The 21416-nt window shown below is 35.0% G+C and carries 22 protein-coding genes; 4 read left to right on the plus strand and 18 right to left on the minus strand.

The window, feature by feature from the left end:
- Positions 1-225: 225 nt before the first annotated feature.
- The 5 genes from Q0K80_RS00910 to Q0K80_RS00930 form a co-directional block, all read right to left on the minus strand.
- The gene (locus Q0K80_RS00910; protein ID WP_294601875.1) at positions 226-1071 is read right to left on the minus strand and encodes a MerR family transcriptional regulator; all 846 of its coding nucleotides are present in this window, start codon (positions 1069-1071) and stop codon (positions 226-228) included.
- 88 nt (positions 1072-1159) lie between these two features.
- Positions 1160-3184, minus strand: coding sequence for an FAD-dependent oxidoreductase (locus Q0K80_RS00915; protein ID WP_294601876.1), 2025 nt, complete (start codon positions 3182-3184; stop codon positions 1160-1162).
- 667 nt (positions 3185-3851) lie between these two features.
- Positions 3852-4727 carry a translation elongation factor Ts gene (gene tsf, locus Q0K80_RS00920; protein WP_294601878.1) on the minus strand — a complete coding sequence of 292 codons (876 nt, stop codon included), beginning with the start codon at positions 4725-4727 and terminating at the stop codon, positions 3852-3854.
- A gap of 40 nt (positions 4728-4767) precedes the next feature.
- On the minus strand, positions 4768-5571 hold the full coding sequence (rpsB, locus tag Q0K80_RS00925; RefSeq protein WP_110446199.1) for a 30S ribosomal protein S2: 804 nt from the start codon (positions 5569-5571) through the stop codon (positions 4768-4770).
- A 155-nt stretch (positions 5572-5726) separates the two neighbouring features.
- Positions 5727-6758 (minus strand): GIY-YIG nuclease family protein, encoded by a 1032-nt coding sequence (locus Q0K80_RS00930; protein ID WP_294601882.1) that lies wholly within the window; start codon positions 6756-6758, stop codon positions 5727-5729.
- A gap of 58 nt (positions 6759-6816) precedes the next feature.
- Here Q0K80_RS00930 and Q0K80_RS00935 point away from each other — a divergent pair, with 58 nt between their 5' ends.
- Positions 6817-7431, plus strand: a complete 615-nt coding sequence (locus Q0K80_RS00935) for a 1-acyl-sn-glycerol-3-phosphate acyltransferase (protein ID WP_294601884.1) — start codon at positions 6817-6819, stop codon at positions 7429-7431.
- Positions 7432-7513: 82 nt separating this feature from the next.
- Positions 7514-8689 (plus strand): cyclopropane-fatty-acyl-phospholipid synthase family protein, encoded by a 1176-nt coding sequence (locus tag Q0K80_RS00940; protein ID WP_294601886.1) that lies wholly within the window; start codon positions 7514-7516, stop codon positions 8687-8689.
- A 75-nt stretch (positions 8690-8764) separates the two neighbouring features.
- Here the strand turns inward: Q0K80_RS00940 and Q0K80_RS00945 are convergent, their stop codons facing one another.
- The 5 genes from Q0K80_RS00945 to Q0K80_RS00965 form a co-directional block, all read right to left on the minus strand.
- A complete protein-coding gene (locus tag Q0K80_RS00945; RefSeq protein WP_294601888.1) occupies positions 8765-10165 on the minus strand; it encodes an FAD-binding oxidoreductase in 1401 nt (466 codons plus the stop codon).
- 267 nt (positions 10166-10432) lie between these two features.
- Positions 10433-12223, minus strand: a complete 1791-nt coding sequence (locus tag Q0K80_RS00950; protein WP_294601890.1) for an ABC transporter ATP-binding protein — start codon at positions 12221-12223, stop codon at positions 10433-10435.
- Positions 12216-13979, minus strand: a complete 1764-nt coding sequence (locus tag Q0K80_RS00955; RefSeq protein WP_294601892.1) for an ABC transporter transmembrane domain-containing protein — start codon at positions 13977-13979, stop codon at positions 12216-12218. The genes Q0K80_RS00950 and Q0K80_RS00955 overlap by 8 nt, the downstream gene beginning before the upstream one ends.
- Before the next feature lie 72 nt (positions 13980-14051).
- Positions 14052-14267, minus strand: a complete 216-nt coding sequence (locus Q0K80_RS00960) for a YneF family protein (RefSeq protein WP_294601894.1) — start codon at positions 14265-14267, stop codon at positions 14052-14054.
- 69 nt (positions 14268-14336) lie between these two features.
- Positions 14337-14585, minus strand: coding sequence for a DUF896 domain-containing protein (locus tag Q0K80_RS00965; RefSeq protein WP_046325031.1), 249 nt, complete (start codon positions 14583-14585; stop codon positions 14337-14339).
- A gap of 143 nt (positions 14586-14728) precedes the next feature.
- Between Q0K80_RS00965 and lexA the strand changes: the two genes are divergently transcribed.
- Complete coding sequence (gene lexA, locus Q0K80_RS00970; RefSeq protein WP_294601897.1) at positions 14729-15352, plus strand: transcriptional repressor LexA; 624 nt, start codon at positions 14729-14731, stop codon at positions 15350-15352.
- A gap of 37 nt (positions 15353-15389) precedes the next feature.
- On the opposite strand, the gene Q0K80_RS00975 is transcribed toward lexA, so the two are convergent.
- Complete coding sequence (locus tag Q0K80_RS00975; protein WP_294601899.1) at positions 15390-15764, minus strand: MerR family transcriptional regulator; 375 nt, start codon at positions 15762-15764, stop codon at positions 15390-15392.
- 61 nt (positions 15765-15825) lie between these two features.
- On the opposite strand from Q0K80_RS00975, the gene Q0K80_RS00980 reads away from it, so the two are divergent.
- A complete protein-coding gene (locus Q0K80_RS00980) occupies positions 15826-16128 on the plus strand; it encodes a hypothetical protein (protein WP_294601901.1) in 303 nt (100 codons plus the stop codon).
- A 220-nt stretch (positions 16129-16348) separates the two neighbouring features.
- On the opposite strand, the gene Q0K80_RS00985 is transcribed toward Q0K80_RS00980, so the two are convergent.
- The 7 genes from Q0K80_RS00985 to ylxM all read right to left on the minus strand — a co-directional run bounded on the left by Q0K80_RS00985 (position 16349) and on the right by ylxM (position 21104).
- Entirely contained in the window at positions 16349-17116 is a 768-nt protein-coding gene (locus Q0K80_RS00985; RefSeq protein WP_294601988.1) for a nucleoside phosphorylase, read from the minus strand.
- Positions 17117-17213: 97 nt separating this feature from the next.
- Positions 17214-17561: a 50S ribosomal protein L19 gene (rplS, locus tag Q0K80_RS00990; RefSeq protein WP_294601903.1), complete on the minus strand. Its 348-nt coding sequence runs from the start codon at positions 17559-17561 to the stop codon at positions 17214-17216.
- A gap of 116 nt (positions 17562-17677) precedes the next feature.
- Positions 17678-18403, minus strand: coding sequence for a tRNA (guanosine(37)-N1)-methyltransferase TrmD (trmD, locus tag Q0K80_RS00995; protein WP_294601904.1), 726 nt, complete (start codon positions 18401-18403; stop codon positions 17678-17680).
- Positions 18393-18908 (minus strand): ribosome maturation factor RimM, encoded by a 516-nt coding sequence (gene rimM / locus Q0K80_RS01000; protein WP_294601906.1) that lies wholly within the window; start codon positions 18906-18908, stop codon positions 18393-18395. Before rimM ends, trmD begins: the two co-directional genes overlap by 11 nt.
- Positions 18909-18972: 64 nt before the next feature.
- Positions 18973-19245, minus strand: coding sequence for a 30S ribosomal protein S16 (rpsP, locus tag Q0K80_RS01005; protein ID WP_038523039.1), 273 nt, complete (start codon positions 19243-19245; stop codon positions 18973-18975).
- 85 nt (positions 19246-19330) lie between these two features.
- Entirely contained in the window at positions 19331-20758 is a 1428-nt protein-coding gene (gene ffh, locus Q0K80_RS01010) for a signal recognition particle protein (protein ID WP_294601913.1), read from the minus strand.
- Positions 20759-20762: 4 nt separating this feature from the next.
- Positions 20763-21104, minus strand: coding sequence for a YlxM family DNA-binding protein (ylxM, locus tag Q0K80_RS01015; protein ID WP_294601915.1), 342 nt, complete (start codon positions 21102-21104; stop codon positions 20763-20765).
- Positions 21105-21416 lie beyond the last annotated feature (312 nt).

Genomic DNA, 21416 nt, shown 5'->3' on the forward strand with positions numbered 1-21416 from the left:
AATCGATTTCATGATAAATCAGTTGATTTTCATTACAAATTCGGCTCCGTTTGGAGTAGACAAGAAAATAGCTTCAGCTATTAATAAGAAACCGACCAAAAAAGCAATATATTTTGTTGTTTTAGAAAACCGACCAGCAAAACCAAGATAAATTAATATTGCTCCAAAGGCAAGACCTAAAACCATAATCCAAAACTCAATAAATTTCCTCCTATGTTACTATTTTCACCACTTACTTTTTATTGGTATCCAGGCCTCATCATATCTGATATGCTTTTGCGAATTATCTAAAACTAAAAGTAAGGAAGTTATGATATCACCATTTAAAAGATAATTATTTTCTTTTAAATAAGATCTTATAGAATTTAACCACCCCTTATTATCAATATTTTGAGCATTACCCACTACAACTGTATGCAAGCAAGTTTTGGAAGGGATAGTATTAACACGATTACTATTTTTTAAACCAAAAGCTGTGAAATATTTTTCGCTTATAATCATTTCAATTTCTGGTTCAATTTTTGATGTTTTATTCAAAATATCCTTTTTTCTATAACGGATTGAGCCATTGGTTATTGGCATTAACTTATTCCAAGTGCGATATTCATCTGTTTGTTCTTGATTACTTTTATGAGGGCCGTCCATTTCTCGTAAAAACAATGTTTTTAATGTTGGTGATTTTATTATTTCAAAAAAAATGTGATAGTTCAAAACTTTTTGTAAAAGCTTTATGTTGTGAGTCATTACTTCTATAGAAGCGTTGATACGTGTAAATTCTTTTTCAGAATCGTGCAAATTTTTTACTAAAAACTTTAAAGCAATTTGTTCATTTGAAGCGTTTAATACATCCAGTGTGTCATTAAGAGTTAAACCCGACTGACTAAGATACCTAGCCATGAAAATTCGATATGTATCATTTAAATTAAATTGTCTCTGATTATTATTGCCAACTCTTTTAGGGTTGATTAATTTTTTTCTCTCATAATATTCTATGCCCTTAATGGAAATCCCAAAATACTTACCCAGCTGTGAAGAAGTATAGACATAGGGATACGCTTTATGATCTATCATTTTTCTACTTCCTTTGCATGCTTATAGCTATATTAAAGCAGAAAAAAAGACTTTAACATATTTTGTCAAAGTCTTTTAATTTTTTTAACTAGTTTTCATTCAATTTAGAAACGGCATCTTTAGCTGCAGCGCGTCCAAATACTCCACAATTTAATAATGACATACCATCTCCAAAATAATCGATTCCCATTACTCCACTGTCAGCACATGAACCGGCTGCGTATAATCTTGGAACGGGCTTTTCAGTATTATCGAGCACCTGACCTTTTTCATTAATTTTTGCTCCAGTATAGCCATCAGTACAAATCTGTGGCATTCTTAAAATATAAAACGGTGCGGTAATTTTAATCATGTTCTCTCCATTTTTGTGGAATTCCTCATCTTTCCCTTTTTCACAGAAAGCATTGTACCTTGAGACAGTTCTTTTAAGATTATCAGGTTTAATTCCAACATCTTGAGCTAATTTTTCAATACTATCTTCTTTATAACCAAAGTTTTTACCCTGAATTGTCTTTTTAGTTAGGCCTAATTCAGTCATAACTGGGTATTTTTCTGCTGTCTTTTGCCCATAAACGGCATAGCCTTCATCGTAACCATTACGCCAACATCTTTTAGTAAACTCAAATGTAAAATCATCTTCAGAAACTAGTCTTTGACCGCCACCATCAACACATAGGACATCATAGTTTGGTAAAGTAGGAGATTCAGGAATTGCCTCAGGGAATTTATCCCCAAAAGAAACACCGTAAAAGTAATACATAAATTGCAAATAAGGGACATTTACTATTTTGGCATTAACCTGCTTGAAAAAGTTCAAAGCTGATCCATCACCATTGCCAACTATTACCTCTATATTAGTCATTTTAGGATTGAGTTCTTTAATTTTTGCCTTGTTTGCGGTATAAGATCCTGTTCCAATTATTACCGCTGACGCATAGATGGTCAGTTTATCACCATCTACATTAGTTGCTTTAACCCCTTTAACTTTTCCATCTTTTACGATTAGCTCATCTACTTTTATTCCCAATCGCAGATCTATACCTTTGGCTTTAGCTGAATCAACCAGAGTATGAATTAAAGTTGTTCCCATACCTTTGATAGTGTGAGCACGTTTAGTTAATCTTGGCTTTTTAGGAGCTATATTAACCACTTTATCCCATTTTATTCCCTGTTTTTCTAAAAACGAAATATAATCTGCAGACTCATTAGCTAGCTTGCGTAACAATTTGGGCTCAATATTTGGCTCATCACCATAGACAGTCATTAAATCATTATAAAAGTCATCGGCTGAGTCCTTAATCCCCCTTCTCTTTTGTTCATCCGTATCAGCACCCATGACAAATCCTTGAGCACGGGTAGTAGAACTGCTATAAGTTTGTCCCGCTTCAAGAAGGATTACTTTAGCCCCTTCATCTGCTGCTTCAATTGCTGCACTAAATCCTGATAGCCCTGCTCCAATAGCTATAATATCTGTATGTATTTCCTTATGTTTAGCAATGGGCTTTTGAATTTTACGATTTGCAAAAGATTGAGGATTGCCGCCCGCTTTTGAAATTGCCTTTTCAATACCAGAAAGGTATGCATTTGAAGATACTGTCGCACTAGTGATCACATCAACAGCAGTAGACTGATTTTCGATTATTTTATTTTTTAGCAAATCAAATGCCATACCACCAATTACTGGGGTATCAGTATATTCTGGTACAGCAATATTTGTTATTCTATTATCTTTAAATGTGACATTGATCAACGCCCTGCCAGTACCAGGCAGTCCCTGGTTTTCTTTAAAAGACTTTACTTCAACTGTATAATTACCATCTTTTACAGTAGTTTCTGTTCCGACTTCTACACCATTTAACTGATTCTCAATATCCTTTAGAGCTTCGTTAAAGCCCTTAGAAGTTCTTGATGCTCCAGAAATCACATCAACTTGAAATTTTTTACTTTTATTTGCAGCATCTACAAGTTTTGGTAGGGCTTTTTCACCGACATCTTTGGTTTCACCACTTGAAACTAACTCTATTTCACTTAATTTATTGTCAGCAAATTCTCCTTTTAAAACTATTTGACTCTTAAAACCCTGACCTTTACCTACAAATGATTTCTTAGTCATTTTTATTTCTCCTTATCAAATATTTTTACAAATTTATTTTAATTGATGAAGTTACTTCATCGTCAAGATGATAAGTGATAAAAGTCACAATTTTTTATAAACAAAAATATCTTGCTGCTATTGCATCAAGATACAAAACTAATCTTATAAAAGCTTTATTAGATTAAATACATTTCTATCTCCTATGTAATTTTCATGACAAATTCAGCTCCATCCGGTGTAGACAAGAAAACAGCTCCTGCTATTAGTAGGAATCCTGCTCAAAAAGCAATATACTTTATTGTTTTAGAAAACCGACTAGCAAAGCTGAAATATATTAAAATTGCTCCAAAAATTAGAGAAAGAACCATAACCCAAAAACCCATGAATATCTCCTCGTTTTAAATAAATCTAGTAAAAAGCAAAATTTTATCTTTTATTAAATACTGCACTTTATTGTTTGAATTCTAATAGAAATTTAGCAATAAATGTATACCCTCCTTAAAATAAAACAAAATTTAATTTTTTTGTTTAGATAGCTGCTTAATTCTATATATTATATTACTTTTCTTACCGTTTAGTCTTGATAAAGATTTTTGCTACCTTAAAATAAGCATTCAACAGTATACAAAAAAGCTCTCATCCATACAGATAAGAGCTTTTTATTAGATAAGATTATTGAAATTATCTATTTCATTTGTTCTTTTACTTCGGCAGCAAAGTCTTCTTGCTTCTTTTCAATACCTTCGCCAACTTCATAGCGCTTATATCCGTCAACTTCGCAGCCTTCTGATTTAGCATATTCTGCTACAGTCATGTCGCCATCTTTAACATAAGGTTGGTCTACTAAACAAATTTCACTAAGATACTTGTTTACTCTACCTTCAACAATTTTAGGAATAATCTTAGCAGGCTTGCCTTCATTTTCAGTTTCCTTAGTGAAAACTTCTTTTTGACGATCAAAGTCAGCCTTTGGTACAGAATCTTTATTCAAGTATTCTGGATTAATTGCAGCAACATGCATGGCAATATTCTTAGCTGCTTCTTCACTGTTTCCTTTTAAGGTAACAAGCGCAACAATTGCACCACCATTATGCTTGTAAGCACCAAAGACTTCATCATCATTTTTAGTAATTAAATCAAATCTTCTTAAAGTGATTTTTTCACCAATAACTGCTGTTAAATTAGTGATAGCATCACCAATTGTTGAATCACCTAGCGGAGCTTTCAATGCCTCGTCAACATTTGCTGGTTTCGCTGCCAAAATAGCTTTGGTAACATCGTCTACCAACTTAATGAACTTATCATTAGATGAAACAAAGTCAGTTTCTGAGTTGACTTCAACCACAACTGCATTGTTGCCATCAAAAGCATATTCAGCAAGACCTTCGGCTGCGATACGACCACTCTTCTTCGCAGCTTTAGCAACGCCATTTTCTCTTAAAATGTCAATTGCTTTTTCAATATCACCATCAGCTTTAACCAAAGCCTTCTTGGAATCCATCATGCCAGCACCGGTGCGGTCACGTAATTCTTTTACTTGTTTAGCAGTAATACTTGCCATTATTTTCCCTTCCAAATAAAAACTTATTGATAATTAAAAACTAGTCTTCATCTGCGTCAGAAGTTTCTTCAGCTTCTACTGCTTTTTCTGCATCATTTTCAGTATCAGCATGCTTTTCTTCTGCACCCTTAGCCATTTCAGCCTCGGCATCATCGTCATCTTGACCTTGTTTACCTTCAATAACAGCGTCAGCCATGGCACCAGTAATTAAACGAATTGCACGGATAGCGTCATCATTTGCAGGAATGACTACGTCAACTGGATCTGGATCAGTATTAGTGTCAACCATAGCAACAACAGGAATACCAAGAATGTTAGCTTCGTGAACAGCAATCTTTTCTTTCTTAGGATCAACTACGAATAAAACGTCAGGAATTCTAGGCATATCTTCAATACCACCTAAGAATCTTTCCAATTTATCCTTTTCTTTAGTCAAAAGAGAGGCTTCCTTCTTTGGCAACACATCAAATGTGCCATCTTCTGACATCTTCTTCAAATCTTTTAATCTTTGTACTCGGCTTTGGATAGTCTTCCAGTTAGTCAAGGTACCACCTAACCAACGTTGGTTAACGTAGTATTGACCAGCACGAGTAGCTTCCTCAGCAATTGAATCTTGTGCTTGCTTCTTAGTACCAACAAAAAGAATAACTCCGCCATTTTGGGCAACAGCTCTAACAAAGGCATAAGCATCATCCAACATTTTGATGGTTTTTTGCAAATCAATGATGTAAATACCATTTCTTTGGGTGAAGATATAAGGAGCCATCTTAGGATCCCATCTTCTGGTTTGGTGACCAAAATGGACACCAGCTTCAAGCAATTGTTTCATTGAAACTACTGACATATTAAATTCCTCCTACGGTTTTAATCCTCTCAAGCGGTCATTTCAGTATTTCACCATTGTGTGGCACCAAAATACCGATCGCTCTTGATGTTTTTTAATTATATGCTAAAACGCATACGTTAAAATAATACTAGATTATTGCTGAAGATGCAAGGCTAAAAGTTAACTTTATGCTCTTTTAAAAATTTTTCTTTCCATAACCTGTTATGGTGTTTAAACCAATATTCTCTCTTAAGTGCCAAATTTTTATCTTGAAATCCTTCATGATAAATTAATTTTACCGGTCTGCGTGATTTAGTATATTTAGCACCCTTACCGTTGTTATGAGCCTCTAATCTTTTTAATAGATCGTCCGTAAAGCCCCCATAAAAGCTGCCATCACTACACAACAAAACATAAAAAAAGTATTTTTTTAATTTTTTCCTTTTGACCTTATCTTGTTCAGTCTCACGAATGATACACTGAATAGCAGGAAGATAATTGCCTTGTTGATCGTGTACCTCAATTGCATCTTTTAACACTAATCCGTCGCTACCTGTATGCTTAACTGCTTCAATAATTATCAAATTGCAGTCTTCTCCACGGTGGGAAACGTAAGGTTGAATCACTTTAATACTCAAATCATGCTGAAGACAAAAATAAGCAATTTCGTTTAACCGCTCAGGTCTATGAACCATAAACATTTTTCCCTTCATCTTAAGCAGGCCGCTCGCCACTGCAATTATTTCTTCAAGATTAATTAAGATCTCGTGTCTAGCAATGGCTTTTGCTGGATCAGGATTGACTTTATGGTTTGGTGCCACTTTAAAATACGGTGGATTTACGACAATAACATCATAAGAATCTTTTCTTAAAAATTTCGGGGCATCCTTAACATTTTCTTGAAAAACTTGAATCCTGTTTTCCATATGGTTTAATGCAATAGATCGTCTTGCCTGTGATGCCACTTCTTTTTGAATTTCAATTGCATCATATTTAGCACGATTAAAAAAAGCCATGTACATTGTAGCTGCACAATTGCCGGCACATAAATCAGCTACTTTAGAACTGTCTTTGATAGCATTTTTTGCGGCTGCCGCTAATAACAGCGTATCTAAAGAAAAACTAAAAGAGGTTTTATTTTGAATAATTCGTAAATCATCACTATACATATAATCAATGCGTTCATTTTTCAATAATTTTGCCATAAAAATTTGTCCTCTTCCTCAGCTTTGTTATAATATTCTACATCAATTGGAGGAAATTATGTTCTATCATTTTATTCGTCCCGTAGCTCGCTTTATAGTTTGGCTATTAAACGGACATCTACACGTTAATCATAAAGAAAGAATTCCAGAAGGCAACTATATTTTAGCAGCACCGCACAGAACATGGTGGGAACCAATATTGTTTGCACTTGCCGCTAGTCCTAAAGAATTTATGTTTATGGCTAAGATAGAATTATTCAAAAATCCCATATTGCGCTTTATCTTAAAGCACGCTCATGCTTTTCCCGTCGATCGGAAACATCCTGGACCTTCAGCTTTAAAAACACCAATTAAGGGCTTGAAAAACGGAAACTTTTCTTTAATCATATTTCCATCAGGTACCAGACATTCAGCCGAAATGAAGGGTGGTACTATTGCCATTGCCAAGCTGTCAAAAAAGCCTATAGTCCCCGTTGTTTATCAAGGGCCCCTGACATTTACCGGATTGTTAAAACGGCAACCTTTGGAAATTTGTTTTGGTGAACCATTTATGGTTGATCGTAAAACTAAGCTTACTCACGAAAATGAAGCACAAATAGATAATAAATTGAAAAAAGCCTGGGATAAAATTGATTATGAACAGAACCCAAATTTTCATTACCATCCTCAATAAAAAGATATGGCTTTACATAAATATTATTTTATTCCGGTGTTAGAATATTAGTGTAAAAATTTCAGACGGAGGATTTTGAAAATTGTTGGAAAAAACTTTTTATAGAACAATGTTAAGTAAGTCTTTTCCGTTCCCTGTTAAAGTGACCTACTGGGACGGTAAAAGCGAAATATATGGAAACGGTACCCCGAGTATTGAGATTATTTTTAACGAGAAAATCCCAACGAGCGCTATTTCTAAAAATGCTTCTTTAGCTCTTGGAGAAGCATACATGGATAAAAAAATTGAGATTAAAGGAAGTTTGCAAAAATTAATATGCGGAGCTTATGAAAGTGCGGGAAGCTTTTTGCGTTCTAGTAAATTCCGTAAATTTTTGCCGAAAGAAAAGCATACTGAAGAACAAAGCGAAAAAGACGTTCAAAGTCATTATGATATAGGTAATGATTTTTACAAACTATGGCTCGACCCTACTTTAACTTATTCCTGTGCTTATTTTGAAAATGAAAATGATGACCTTGAAACTGCACAGTTGGCAAAAATACATCATATTTTAAATAAATTAAATCCGGAAAAAGGAAAAACTTTACTTGATATTGGTTGTGGTTGGGGGACACTCATGCTGTTAGCTGCAAAAGAATATGGGCTGAAAGTGACAGGTGTAACCCTGAGTGAAGAACAATATAAGTTAGTGCAAAAGAAAATATATGACCAAAACTTACAAGATGTTGCCGAGGTCAGGTTAGAGGACTATCGTGAATTAGGCAATCAACAGTGGGACTATGTAACTTCTGTCGGCATGTTTGAACACGTCGGTAAAGAAAACTTAGGGCAATACTTCGGAGATATTGCGAAATACTTAAAAAAGGACGGAGTCGCTTTAATTCACGGCATAACGCGCCAGCAAGGTGGTGCTAAAAATGCTTGGCTCAATAAGTACATTTTCCCAGGTGGTTATATTCCTGGTTTAGCCGAAAATATTGACCATATTATTGAAAATGATATGCAAATTGCAGACATCGAAATGCTAAGAAGGCATTATCAAAAAACTTTGGAAATTTGGGATCGTAACTTCAACAGCAAACGAGATCAAATTCAAAAGAATATGGGCAAACGTTTTACCCGAATGTGGGATCTGTACTTACAGGCTTGCGCTGCTTCTTTTGAATCTGGAAATATTGATGTTGTGCAATATCTCATTACCAAAGGACCATCTGGTAAAAATTTGCCTATGACTAGGAAATATATGTTAAACAAGTAAAAAATTATTACATACAAAAAAGCTGATAAAACAAAACTTATCAGCTTTTTTTATTGTTAAAAAACAGAAAAAATTTTAAGGCTCAAAAATTTTTCCTGGATTGATAACATAATTAGGGTCAAATAGCTTTTTAACTTTACGTAATAAATCAGTATATTCTTCGCCGTAAAAGTCTTCAAAGTAATTTGCTCTGGCATAACCAATTCCGTGTTCACCTGACATATTACCATCAAGAGATTTAGCAGTCTTATATAGTTCAGAAATAACCTTATCGCTAGTCTTGACATATTCTTTATCTGTCATATTGTCAGAGCAAAGATAGATATGCAGGTTACCATCACCAGCATGGCCAAAGTTTGGAATGCGAATATTTAGTTCCTGTTCAAGTTCTTCAATACGATCCAAAACTACAGGAATGTGATTTATTGGTACACAAACATCAATTTCGTCCATTTTTGGAGTGGACTTTTGAATAGCTAAAAGCAATTCTTCACGACATTTCCATATTTTCTTCGCTTCTTCAGAATCAGCACCCAGGACAACAGCTTTTTCAGCTTTAAACGGCTTTACTACTTCTAAAGTTTCCTTCAGTTCCGCCTTCCACTCATCTTCAGTAAAGGCATCAATACCAATCATGATGAAGCCATCGCCTTGTTTAAGTGGAAATTCATCTTTAGCATATGATTCCCATAATTTAATTACTTTGCGTCCCATAAATTCAACTGTTGTGGGCACAACACCTGATCTTAGAATGGCCGGAACGGATTTAATTGCATCATTTAGAGTTGGAAATGGAATAATTGCATTTATTGACTTGTGAGGTTTTGGATATAAACGAATTGTAACTTCTGTTATAACTCCAAGAGTACCTTCAGCACCGATAAATAAATCTTTCAGCGAATAACCTGACGATGATTTAACTGCTTTTGAGCCAAATTTATATAATTTGCCATTTGTCAAAACAGCTTTGATCTCACGAATATGCTCTCTCGTTACGCCATACTTAATTGCCTTAAGACCACCGGCATTTGTTGAAACATTGCCTCCTATTGTAGCCCAATGCATAGCAGGTGCTGGCATATATACAAATGGTTTATCAGCACAAAACTCATCCAAATCTTTCAGCCTAATTCCTGCTTGAACTGTCATTGTCAAGTTTTCAGGATCGTATTCTAAAATCTTATTCATCTTGACCATATCTAGTGAAATTCCGCCATCAACTGTCAAGTTAGCTCCCATCAAGCCGGTTGAATTACCTCTTGGAACTAAAGGTATTGAGTTGTCACTTGCATATTTAACAACGTTCATGACTTCTTCATTAGTCGTCGGTTGAATTACCAAATCTGGCATTGCCCTTACAGTACGAAATTGGTCATGATCCCAGTGCTTTGTGGGTTTAGTAATAAATCTTTCTGGATCTGAGATAAATTTTCTTAAATTTTCCAAATCAGTTTCATTGATTTTATGATATTCCATTATAATTCCCTTCTTACTAAAAAGCATAGTATCCTATGCTTATAAATTAATTTACTCTATACTGCAAACGCTGTCAATAGTGTATATATTTATAACGTATATAAATATTTTATAAGTTAAAGGGCATTAAAAGTTTCAATCAATCTCCTATAATCCTAGAAAATAAAAGCTTTAAATTTGGTTTCTTTTATTAAAAATAGACACAATAAAACCTCCAAATTTAACTAATTTGGAGGTTTTATCAAAGCTTTTTATCAACTACCGTTTTTACTTTTGATTGTTCTGTAAAGTATACAAGTTATAATAATAACCCTTTTGTGAAAGGAGCTCTTCGTGATTGCCTCTTTCAACGATTTTGCCATCATTTAATACAATAATTTGATCTGCATCCACAATAGTTGAAAGTCTGTGCGCAATAGCCAGAGTAGTACGACCCTTACGAAGCCGTTTTAATCCCTGTTGAATAAGCGTTTCGGTTTCAGTATCAACATTTGCTGTAGCTTCATCTAAAACTAAAATTTTGGGGTCAGTAACTAATGTACGAGCAAATGAAATAAGTTGTCTTTGTCCTTGGCTAAATTCACTTCCTCCTTCACCCACTTTTGCATGGTATTTACCAGGAAGATTTTCAATAAAGCCGTCCGCTTGGACAGTTTCAGCAGCCTTTTTTATTTGTTCATCCGTAATATCTTTATTATAAAGACGGATATTAGAGTTTATATCCCCATAAAACATGAATGGTTCTTGCAACACTAGCCCCAGCTTTTTACGTAATTCTGCTTTAGGGTACTTTTTGATATCTACACCGTCAATTAGGACTTCACCCTGATAGAATTCATAAAATCGCATCATCACATTTATAATTGAACTTTTACCGGAGCCAGTATGACCTACAATGCCGAGAGTTTCTCCTGGATTAACTGTAAAAGAAATATCATGCAAAATTTTGTTTTTGCCATCATAAGAAAAGCTGACATGCTTAAACTCAATTTTTCCTTGATTTATTGTCAATCCATCTTCAGCATTTTGTTTAGGTTCATAGTCAGTATTATCTAAAATACGGAAAATTCTTTTTCCCGCAACAATACCATCCTGGAAGAAAGTCATTTGATCCATCATATTAGCGATTGGATTGAAAAACTGTGAGATGTATTGTGAAAATGCATAAACCACACCAGCTGGTACAAAAGTTTCCCTTAATGGAAACCCAAAATACATTAAAGTTAAAGCTAGAGCAAGAGAATACAATAAACTAGTCAAAGGCGAAAGTAAAAGAGAATTAAGATTAATCATATTGAATCTGGTTTTCATTAAAGCTGTATTTTCATCTTCAAAATGATTAGTCATACGTTTTTCTTGCTTAAACTGCTGGATTAACGAAACCCCCTCGATTGATTCATTCAAATTGGTATTAATACGACTCAGTCGCTCACGATAACTGCGATAAAGTTTGGAACTTCTTTTAGAATATTGCCATATAATTACCAAAAGTAAAGGCAGAAAAGCCAATACTATTAGCCCCGCTGTCACATTTGTAGAAAACATTGCCACCATGGCCGAAATAATTGAGAAAAATGACATTACCACACTGGATAAAACGGTAAGAAAGTTACTCAATGTCATAGTATCATTAGTTACTCTTGAAACTATCGATCCAGCCGGTGTTTGATCAAAGTAGCGCATACCCAGAGTATGTAATTTTTGATATAATTCCGCACGCAAGCCTTCAAGGGATTTCTCAGAACCTAATGCAAAGAAATACTCATAAGTGAATTGCAAAATTCCTTTGACAACTGAACCAAAAGCATAGAGAAAACCAGCAAATAATATTATTTGAGTAGTTACATCAGCTTTTACCAAAAAGTTATCTAAAAAATACTGTAAACCATAAGGCAAGAGAACATTAATAATACTTACTAAAAGCGCTCCAACTCCAGCAATAATCATTTCGTTCTTAAAATGCATTACGAAACGCAAAAGGCGTTTAAAAATACTGAGCTGTTCTTTTACCGGTATTTCTTGAGACCAAACTGATTGAAATGAGTTTTCATCATCCATCTTTTTCACCCACCTTGTCTTCTAATTCCTGTCTTTGCCACATATCAGCGTACCAGCCATTAAGTTTGAGTAACTGATCGTGAGTACCCCTTTCAACAATGCGACCGTCTTTTAATACTAAAATTAAATCGGCATTCATAACAGAGGTAAGTCTGTGCGTCGCAATCAAAGTTGTCTTGCCTTTTCTTTCTTTCTTTAAGGAATGCAAAATGGCCATTTCTGTTCTGGCATCAACAGCAGATAAAGCATCATCCAAAACTAATATCTGACTGTGCTTAAGTAACGCTCTAGCAATTGACATCCTTTGCTTTTGACCACCAGAAAGTGAAACACCATTTTCACCAACCAAGGTATTGTAGCCTCCAGGCATTTCTAAAATATCATTGTGTAAATCACTCTTTTTTGCAGCAGTAATAATTGCATTCTTATCACTGTCTGCATTTGAAAATGCAATGTTCTTTTGAATGCTAGTAGAAAATAAGTAATTATCCTGTGGTACGTAAGAAATTTGCCGCAATAAAACATTTAGTGGAATTTCTCTAATATCATACCCATTTAGAGTTATATGACCATCATACTTATCAAATTCTCTTAGCAAAAGTTGAATTATAGTTGTCTTGCCCGCTCCAACTTTACCAACAAGTCCCAGAGTCTGTCCCATTTTTAGAGTAAAATTAATATTATTCAGCACTTGGACATTTGGTTCATCCGGATATGCGAAAAATCTAACATGATAATCAAGATCTCCTGCTATATCCTTAGCCGAAATCTTTTGATCTGCATATTTATCAGTAATTTCTGATTTTTCTTCAAGTAACTTTTCTATACGGTCGTAACTGGCACTACCACGCTCTAAGATGTTAAAAAGATAGCCAATCGCAAACATTGGCCAAACCATATTGCCAATATATGCAATAAAAGAAACCAGTTGACCAATGGTAAGAGCTTTATTAAAAACTAATAGACCACCATAAATAATGGTAATAGTATAGGTTAAACCAATAAGCAATGTCCCCAAGGGATCAAATAATGAATCCCATTTGAAAACTTGTTTATTAATTTTAATGGTGTCTTCAACCATCTGGTCAAAAGCTGCAGTATCTTCTTTACCCTGACCAAATGTTTTTAAAACTTTGATACCTGAAACCGATTCTTGAGTTTTATTATTCAGCTTTGAAAAAGCTGCCTGGGATTTGTCAAATGCATCGTGGAGTCTGTCACCTAATTTCCAAGCTCCCCAAGCTAGAAATGGTAATGGCAAAAGGGCAACAATCGTTAGGCGCCAATCAACAAATGCAATCATAGCAACCATAGTCGATACACTCATGATAAGAGAATCCACCAAAGTTAAAACGCCTTCACCAGCAACTTCCTGGACAGCTGAAACATCATTTGTTGCATGAGCCATCAGGTCGCCGGTTCTGTGACGTTGATAAAAAGTACGATCCATTGCCATAAAGTGATCAAATAATTTCGATCTCAATTGTAATTCAAGTTCAGCAGCTCCACCCCATATTTGTCTACGCCAAAAATAGCGAAAACCATATAGCAAAAGGGCTGACAAAATAATAGCTAAAATTAACAGACCATATTTTTGCCAGCTAATGTGACCCTTATCCAATTGATCTGCCATTAAGCCTAATATTCTTGGTGGTACTAAATTTACAACAGATGTAAGTGCTAAAAATGTAATACCGATGAGGTAACGCATTTTTTCTTTTTTAAAAAACCAACCTAATTTAAAAAATATTCCCATTATTCACCTTAAAATTTAGTAAAAAAGCGGAGAAATTATTCTCCGCCGCACTAATTCAATCTAGTAAAATTGTTATTTTTGGTGCTTCATCATGTTCATCACTTGGTTGACCTTCTTAGCCGAAGGCTTTTGGCCCATTTGAGACATCATAGCAACAATCGTATCTTCACTGATTGGCGGATTATCTTTAAAATACTTTTTCATATATGACCTAGCACCATAGAAGCCACCTACAAGGCCCAATAATAGTGCAATCACAATCAGAAAAATCGCTAATCCAAAATTCATAAAAATATCACCTCAATTTGTCCAATAGTTATATCTTACCTAATAATTAAGGAAAATTAAAGATCAAAGTTAATCTTTTCTTAAACCTTTTTTTCTTTGAGCCCGTTTTGCTTTCTCAGACGTAATTTCCTTACCATTCTTGTCAATTATGACTAAATTTTCAACATCTTGCTTGAAGCCAGCTCTGAAATTTTTGATAAATTCCTGGTGTAATTCCTTACGCTCTTTCTCTTCAGCTTCAGTTAAGCCTACGGATTTCTTTTTGTGATAAAGCTCATTAATACGATTTATTAATTTTTTTTCGGGATCTTCACTCATATTTGCACCTCTCAATTAAAAAATTCTACCTTATTTTAACAATGAAAAAAAGTATAAAATTCTTAGAACATTTGTTTGTATTATACGAAATGTTTTGCTAAAATTAAACATATAAGAAAACGTTTATAATACTGGAGATAATTATGACAACTAAACAAAATAATAAGCAGTTGCAAATTCTACGCTATATATATGAAACAGTTGAGGACAGAGGCTTTCCTCCTACTGTCCGCGAAATTTGTCATGCTGTAGATTTATCTTCAACTTCAACTGTACACGGCCATTTGTCCAGGTTAGAAAATAAGGGTCTACTGATCAAGGATGCCACCAAACCAAGAGCGCTGGAAATAACTGATGAAGGTAAAAAAGCAATTGGTGTCCAGCCGAAAGAAATTCCCGTAGTTGGTGATGTCACAGCAGGTCAACCGATTTTGGCTGTTGAAGATATAGAAGATTATTTCCCTTTACCTCCAGATCTGGCAAACGATGCCGGAGATCTTTTCATGCTGAGAGTTCATGGTGAAAGTATGATAAACGCTGGTATCTTAAACGGCGATAATGTCATTGTCCGTAAGCAGTCTTCAGCAATCAACGGAGAAATTGTAGTGGCTATGACTGATGAAAATGAAGCCACAGTCAAACGATTTTACAAAGAAAAAGATCACTATCGCCTGCAGCCGGAAAATGATACTATGGCACCTATTATTTTGTCAAGTGTTCACATTTTAGGCAAAGTGGTAGGACTGTATCGTAACACTATTATTTAACAACATGACTTTATAGCATTATTGGGGTTAGTAAAAATCATTTTTTACGAGTTTCAATAGTGCTTTTTTTCTGCAAAATATCTCCTACTTCTTCCAGCACTTTTTTCTGCGTTTTTAATTTATTAATTTTTACAGATATAACAGCGATTTTCTCCTTAATTAATTTTAAGTTTTGTTTATGCTGCTTTTCAGTACTACACGATTCATCGTGTAGTTTTTTTATGTCTTTTATTTCTTGAAGCGAAAAACCTAAGTCTTGGAACTCTTTAATTGCTTCAAAAGTATCAGTTTCGTTTTCAGTAAACCAATAGTTTCTTCCCTTACGACCAGGATTTAATAATTTTAAATAGATATAATGTCTAACTGTATCAGGTGTAGTATTTTCCTTTTGAATAAATTCTTTCAAATACATAATTATTTCCTTGACGTTGGGTCGACCCCAGATGGTTAAAATATAGCAGGAGGCATTAACGATGATATATCTTACTATGTTTTTAACTATTTTATATGGAGTAATCATGATTAGCGCAAATCTTTTGTCTTATCATAGCTTGCCAGTCTGGTTAATTGCCATTAATACTTTTTGTGGTTTATGTTTAATCATAAGTTGTGTTTTTAAAAAGCCAATTTTGACTGCTATCGTTTTGCTAGGGCTTTTACTATTTTCCTTAGCCAATGGCTTTTTTCTTCACGGTGATGTTAAATGGCTTCATTGGCTAACTAGACTCACCTTGACTGTCATTTTAATTGGGTTGAATTTTAAATATTTTGGGTGACCAAAGTATAAATTTGCCGCTAAATGTCAAATGTAACCGTTCAAAACACTTTAATAAAAGCACAGAATCGACTTTCCACAAGTATTGCTTAAACCAAATTCACAATGATTTTTTAATAAATATAGCTGAAAATGCTGTACTTTCAAGATTTATAATCTTTGTTTGTGAAAAATAAGTGCGTTTCACTTAGGTTCCACGGTAATTTTTTTCACAAAGTTTGTTAAATTAACCTAATGATATTTGCTGCCAAATTGATAGCAGTCTCATGAGCATCCCTGCCCCAGCCTCTGTCATCATGTTTTTCTATGTCTTTAAGAGAATCTGCCGTAAATAATATTTGTGCAAAATCTGCCTCTCTAAATTGTGCACACGCAGCCATTGCTGCACATTCCATCTCTACACAAGAGGCTCCCAACTCTTTAGCCTGCTTTACTTTCTTGACAGTTTCCCTAAAGAAGCCATCAGTTGTCCAGGTAGTTACTTCTTCAACCTTAAGACCTTCTTCTTTCAGCAATTTTTTGGTCTTAGTTAAAAACTCTGACTTTAAGTCAATATACGTTCCTGGTTTCATATAATGAAAGGATGTGCCCTCGTCTCTAATAGCTTTTGTAGGCACTAGAAAATAGTTCTCTGGTAAATCAACTAAGCAGCCTGCTGATCCTATTGCTAAAATTTGTTTAACACCATAGCTTATTAACCAATCTAATAGCTCTACAGCAGCTGCAGCACCTATCTTTGCCTGACAAAAAGTAATTTTTTGTCCGTCTAAATCAACCTCATAAATAGGGGTTTCTCCTTCAAAACAGTCAAAGAACCCTAACTTTTTATGAGGATAACGAGCCAAAAAATCACTGATTACAGCAGGAGTTAAGAATGCAAACAGCAGCTTAGGCTGAAAATGAAAGTTATTAATTTCTTGTTCGTGATCTGGTTCTAGAACAGCCTGCGATTCAGGATCAAAATTTAATAAAAATGGTTCTTTCATAATTCTCCTCCTCAATAAAAATATATTGTTAAAGATTTTAACATAAACAAAAAAGAGAATCATCCCCTTTGGGAATGGTTCTCTTTCACTTAAGCGCGAATTAACGACGCTTTTCTGCAATTCTAGCAGACTTGCCGTGACGATCACGTAAGTAGTAAAGTTTAGCACGACGTACACGACCGTGACGCAATACTTCAACTTTAGCAACACGAGGATCGTTTACAGGAAAAGTACGTTCTACACCAACTCCAGTTGCCATTTTACGCACTGTGTAGCTGGCACCAATTCCAGTGCCCTTACGCTTAATTACAACGCCTTCAAACATCTGAATACGTTCATGTGAACCTTCGACAACACGCACGTGAACACGAACAGTGTCCCCTGCACGGAATTCAGGTATATCATCACGTAATTGTCCTTTAGTCAATTCTTGAATTAATGGATCCATTTTATTTTCTCCTTCTGCGGCATTCATTAGCGTTCTTTACGTCAGCGGAATACCCCTAACTATTAGTGCAAAATAAATTTACACCTCAATCATACTAGCAAAAATAACAGGTAAAATCAAGTTTGATCTTTTTCTTGTTTTATTTCTGCCATCATTTTTTCTTCTTCTTCACTTAAAGCATACTGCTCAAGTAAATCAGGTCTGTGTAAATAAGTTGCACGCAATGCTTCTTTATGGCGCCACTGCGCAATTTTTTGGTGATTGCCCGATGTTAAAATTGCAGGAACTTTCATTCCTTGAAAATTCTCCGGTCTAGTGTATTGGGGATATTCCAGTAATCCATGTGCAAAGCTTTCTTCTACTGGTGAAGCATCATTGCCCAAAATTCCTGGAATCAACCTGACTGTAGCGTCAATCATACTCATTGTTGGCAGTTCACCACCTGTCAAAACATAATCACCTATTGAAACAATTTCATCAGCCAAATCATAAACACGTTGATCAAATCCCTCATAATGACCGCAAATAAATGTCAAGTTTTCTTTTTGAGACCAGTCTTGCGCCATTTTTTGGTTAAAAGTTTTACCTTGTGGTGCAGTAATAATTACTTTGCCCTTATTTTTAAGTGAATCAAGGGCTTTTTTGATCGGCATAATTTGCAAAACCATGCCAGCGCCACCACCATAAGGACTGTCATCAACGTGATGGTGAATATCAGTGGTAAAATCACGAAAATTGACTAAATTGAGCTGCCATTTACCATCATTGAGTCCGCGTCCAAGCATCGAAGTCGTGAGCGGTGTAAACATGTCAGGAAAAAGCGTCAATACGTTAATCTTCATTGCGTAATCCTTCCAAAAGTTCTACATAAATCTTTTTATGTGCAATATCTATTTTCTTAACTACTTCATCAATATAGGGAATTAAATATTCATTACCATTTTGTTCGGTAACTTCCCAAACATCGTTTGCACCGGGGGGCTCAATACCAGTTATTTTGCCTAAATCATTTCCGGACTGATTATCTATAACTGCACAACCCAAAATATCGCGGTAATAATATGCTCCATCAGGCAGATCATGCTGATTTTGCTCGCTGACAACTAGTGTTTTTCCTAGCAATTTTTCAGCACTATCAATATCAGTTATTTCATTAAATTGCACTAGCCAAAATTGCTTAAAAGGTCTACCGCTTTTAACAGTTAATTTTTTTTGCGGAGTATCCTTTAAAGCTAGTTCTTGGTTTAAGGCAAAGCGTTCTTTGGGAAAATCAGTAATCAGAGCAACTTTTACCTCTCCTTTTAGTCCATGGGTAGACAATATACGCGCAACATCATAAAATTGCATAGTTTCTCCTACTCAAAGAAAAAAGCTTGAAGCAGTTGACTTCAAACTTTTAACAAACGACTCACTATTTATTGAACTTTGAATCATGCAGCTTCTTCATTAAGCCTGCACCTGAAAGTAGTGAACGTACAGTATCTGAAGGTTGTGCACCCTTCTTTAGCCATTCAAAAATTTTATCTTCGTCTAATTTCAATTCCTTAGGAACAGAAACTGGATTATAGTAGCCAACTTCTTCAATAAAACGACCATCACGTGGCATTCTTGAATCAGCTACAACAATTCTGTAAAATGGTTTTCTCTTGGCACCCATACGGCGCATACGAATTTTTACTGACATAAAATTATTTCCTCCTAAAAGTTACGTTAAATAATATAGCACGTATTTTAAAAGGTGTAAAGTGTTTTTACTTAACAGGTAAAAATTAAGAATGATATCTTTTCACTTTCATGCGCTTTTTCTTGTTCTTCTTGAATTTTTTCCCCATGTGACGCATAGCCATCCGTCCCATTGGTGAATTCATTCCGGGCAAATTATCCATTCCCTTAAAATTACCTTTGGTAATTTTACTCATCATATCCCTAGCTTGTTTAAATTGCTTAATCATTCTGTTGACTTCAACAATTGGCCGACCGGAACCAGCTGCGATTCTCCTTCTGCGACTTGGATTGAGCAATTCGGGATTTTCTCGTTCTTCTTTAGTCATAGATGAGATGATCGCTTTTATGTAGACAATTTGTTTTTTATCAAAATTAACATTTTTAAGCTGTGGATTGTTAGCCATTCCGGGAATCATCTTCATCAATTGATCAAGAGGACCCATTTTTTCAACTTGCTCAATCTGATCGACAAAATCGTTAAAATCGAAGGTATTTTCCTTCATCTTTTCAGCAACTTCTTCAGCCTTTTTAGCATCATAATCCTGCTGGGCTTTTTCAATTAAAGTCAGCATGTCGCCCATGCCTAAGATTCTTGATGCCATACGGTCTGGATAAAAAGGTTCTAAGTCAGTTAATTTTTCACCCTGTCCAGTATAAATGATCGGTTTCCCAGTAACCGCTCTGATTGACAGAGCAGCACCACCACGGGTATCACCGTCAAGTTTGGTTAAAATTACGCCCGTAATATCTAAGCGACTGTCAAAGCCTTTAGCCACATCAGTTGCTGCTTGACCTGTCATTGCATCTACTACAAGCAGGATATTGTCGGGTTGGGCAACGTCCTTGACTCTTTCAAGTTCTGCCATTAACGGCTCATCAATTTCCAAACGACCAGCCGTATCGATAATGACATAGTCATTTTTATTTTTATCAGCTTGATTTAATCCATTCTGAACGATTTGAGCGACGCCTTTTTCGTCTCTTTCACTATAAACAGGGACTTTTAATTGGTCACCAATTTGCTCAAGCTGGTCAATGGCAGCTGGACGATAAATATCACCTGCAATTAATAAAGGTCGCGCTTTTTCTTTTTGCATCAATCTGCTAGCCAACTTGCCAACAGTGGTAGTTTTACCCGTACCTTGCAATCCTACCATCATAATAATAGTAGGAATGTGCTTAGACTTGTTTAAAGTTACAGCACTTTCCCCCATCATCTTGGTTAATTCGTCATTAACGATTTTAATGACCTGCTGGCCGGGATTAAGACTTTCCTGGACCTCTTTTCCCAAAGCTTCTTGTTTAATCTTTTTGATAAAATCTTTAACAACCTTAAAGTTGACGTCAGCCTCAAGTAAGGCCAGTCTGATTTCTCGACTAGCGCTGTTGATATCTTCTTCAGATATTTTTCCTTTACCGGTTAAATTTTTTAAAGCCTTTTGAATTCTCTCACTTAAATTTTCAAATGCCATAGAATTATTCTCCCCTCAGTTGGTTTAATAAATCAGTAGTTATTTGCAAAGCTAGGTCTGACTTGTCTTTCCGGAGTGCAGTCGTAACTTTAAGCAATTTGTCTTCTATCATGTTGTAATCTCTTTGCATGTGCAATTTATCTTCGTATTTTGTAAGCAGGCTGCGGCATCTACGCAAATTGTCGTAAACGGCTTGACGAGAAACTTGATGGTTAATAGCTATTTCTCCTAAAGATAGGTCATTATAATAATAATCTTCAAAATAATCTTGTTGGCTCTTGGTTAAAAGACTACCATAGTATGCATATAGATCGCCTAGCATTTCATTTTTTTCAAGTTCGTCCATTACTCTCACCTTGAACCAGTATAGCAAAAATGTTAGAAGTTGACGATCTTGAAAGCCAAAATTTAAGTAATTGAAAAATATAAATTCTTGATTTCTGAAATGTAAATCTGTATCATTATTTTTAATTTGGTTTTGGGGATATCTATGTCATTTTTGAGTAAACTATCCCTTAAAATTCTAAAAACGGTACATATTATTATATAATTTCGTACCGTTTTTTATTTGGAATCTCTGCCAAAATATGTGAACGAGGTAAGTTAGTAACAACTATTAAATCAGTTCGCACTTATATATCAAGTGATTTTAAAAACG

The organism is uncultured Lactobacillus sp., from assembly GCF_945290125.1.
Taxonomy (GTDB): Bacteria; Bacillota; Bacilli; order Lactobacillales; family Lactobacillaceae; genus Lactobacillus; species Lactobacillus rizhaonensis.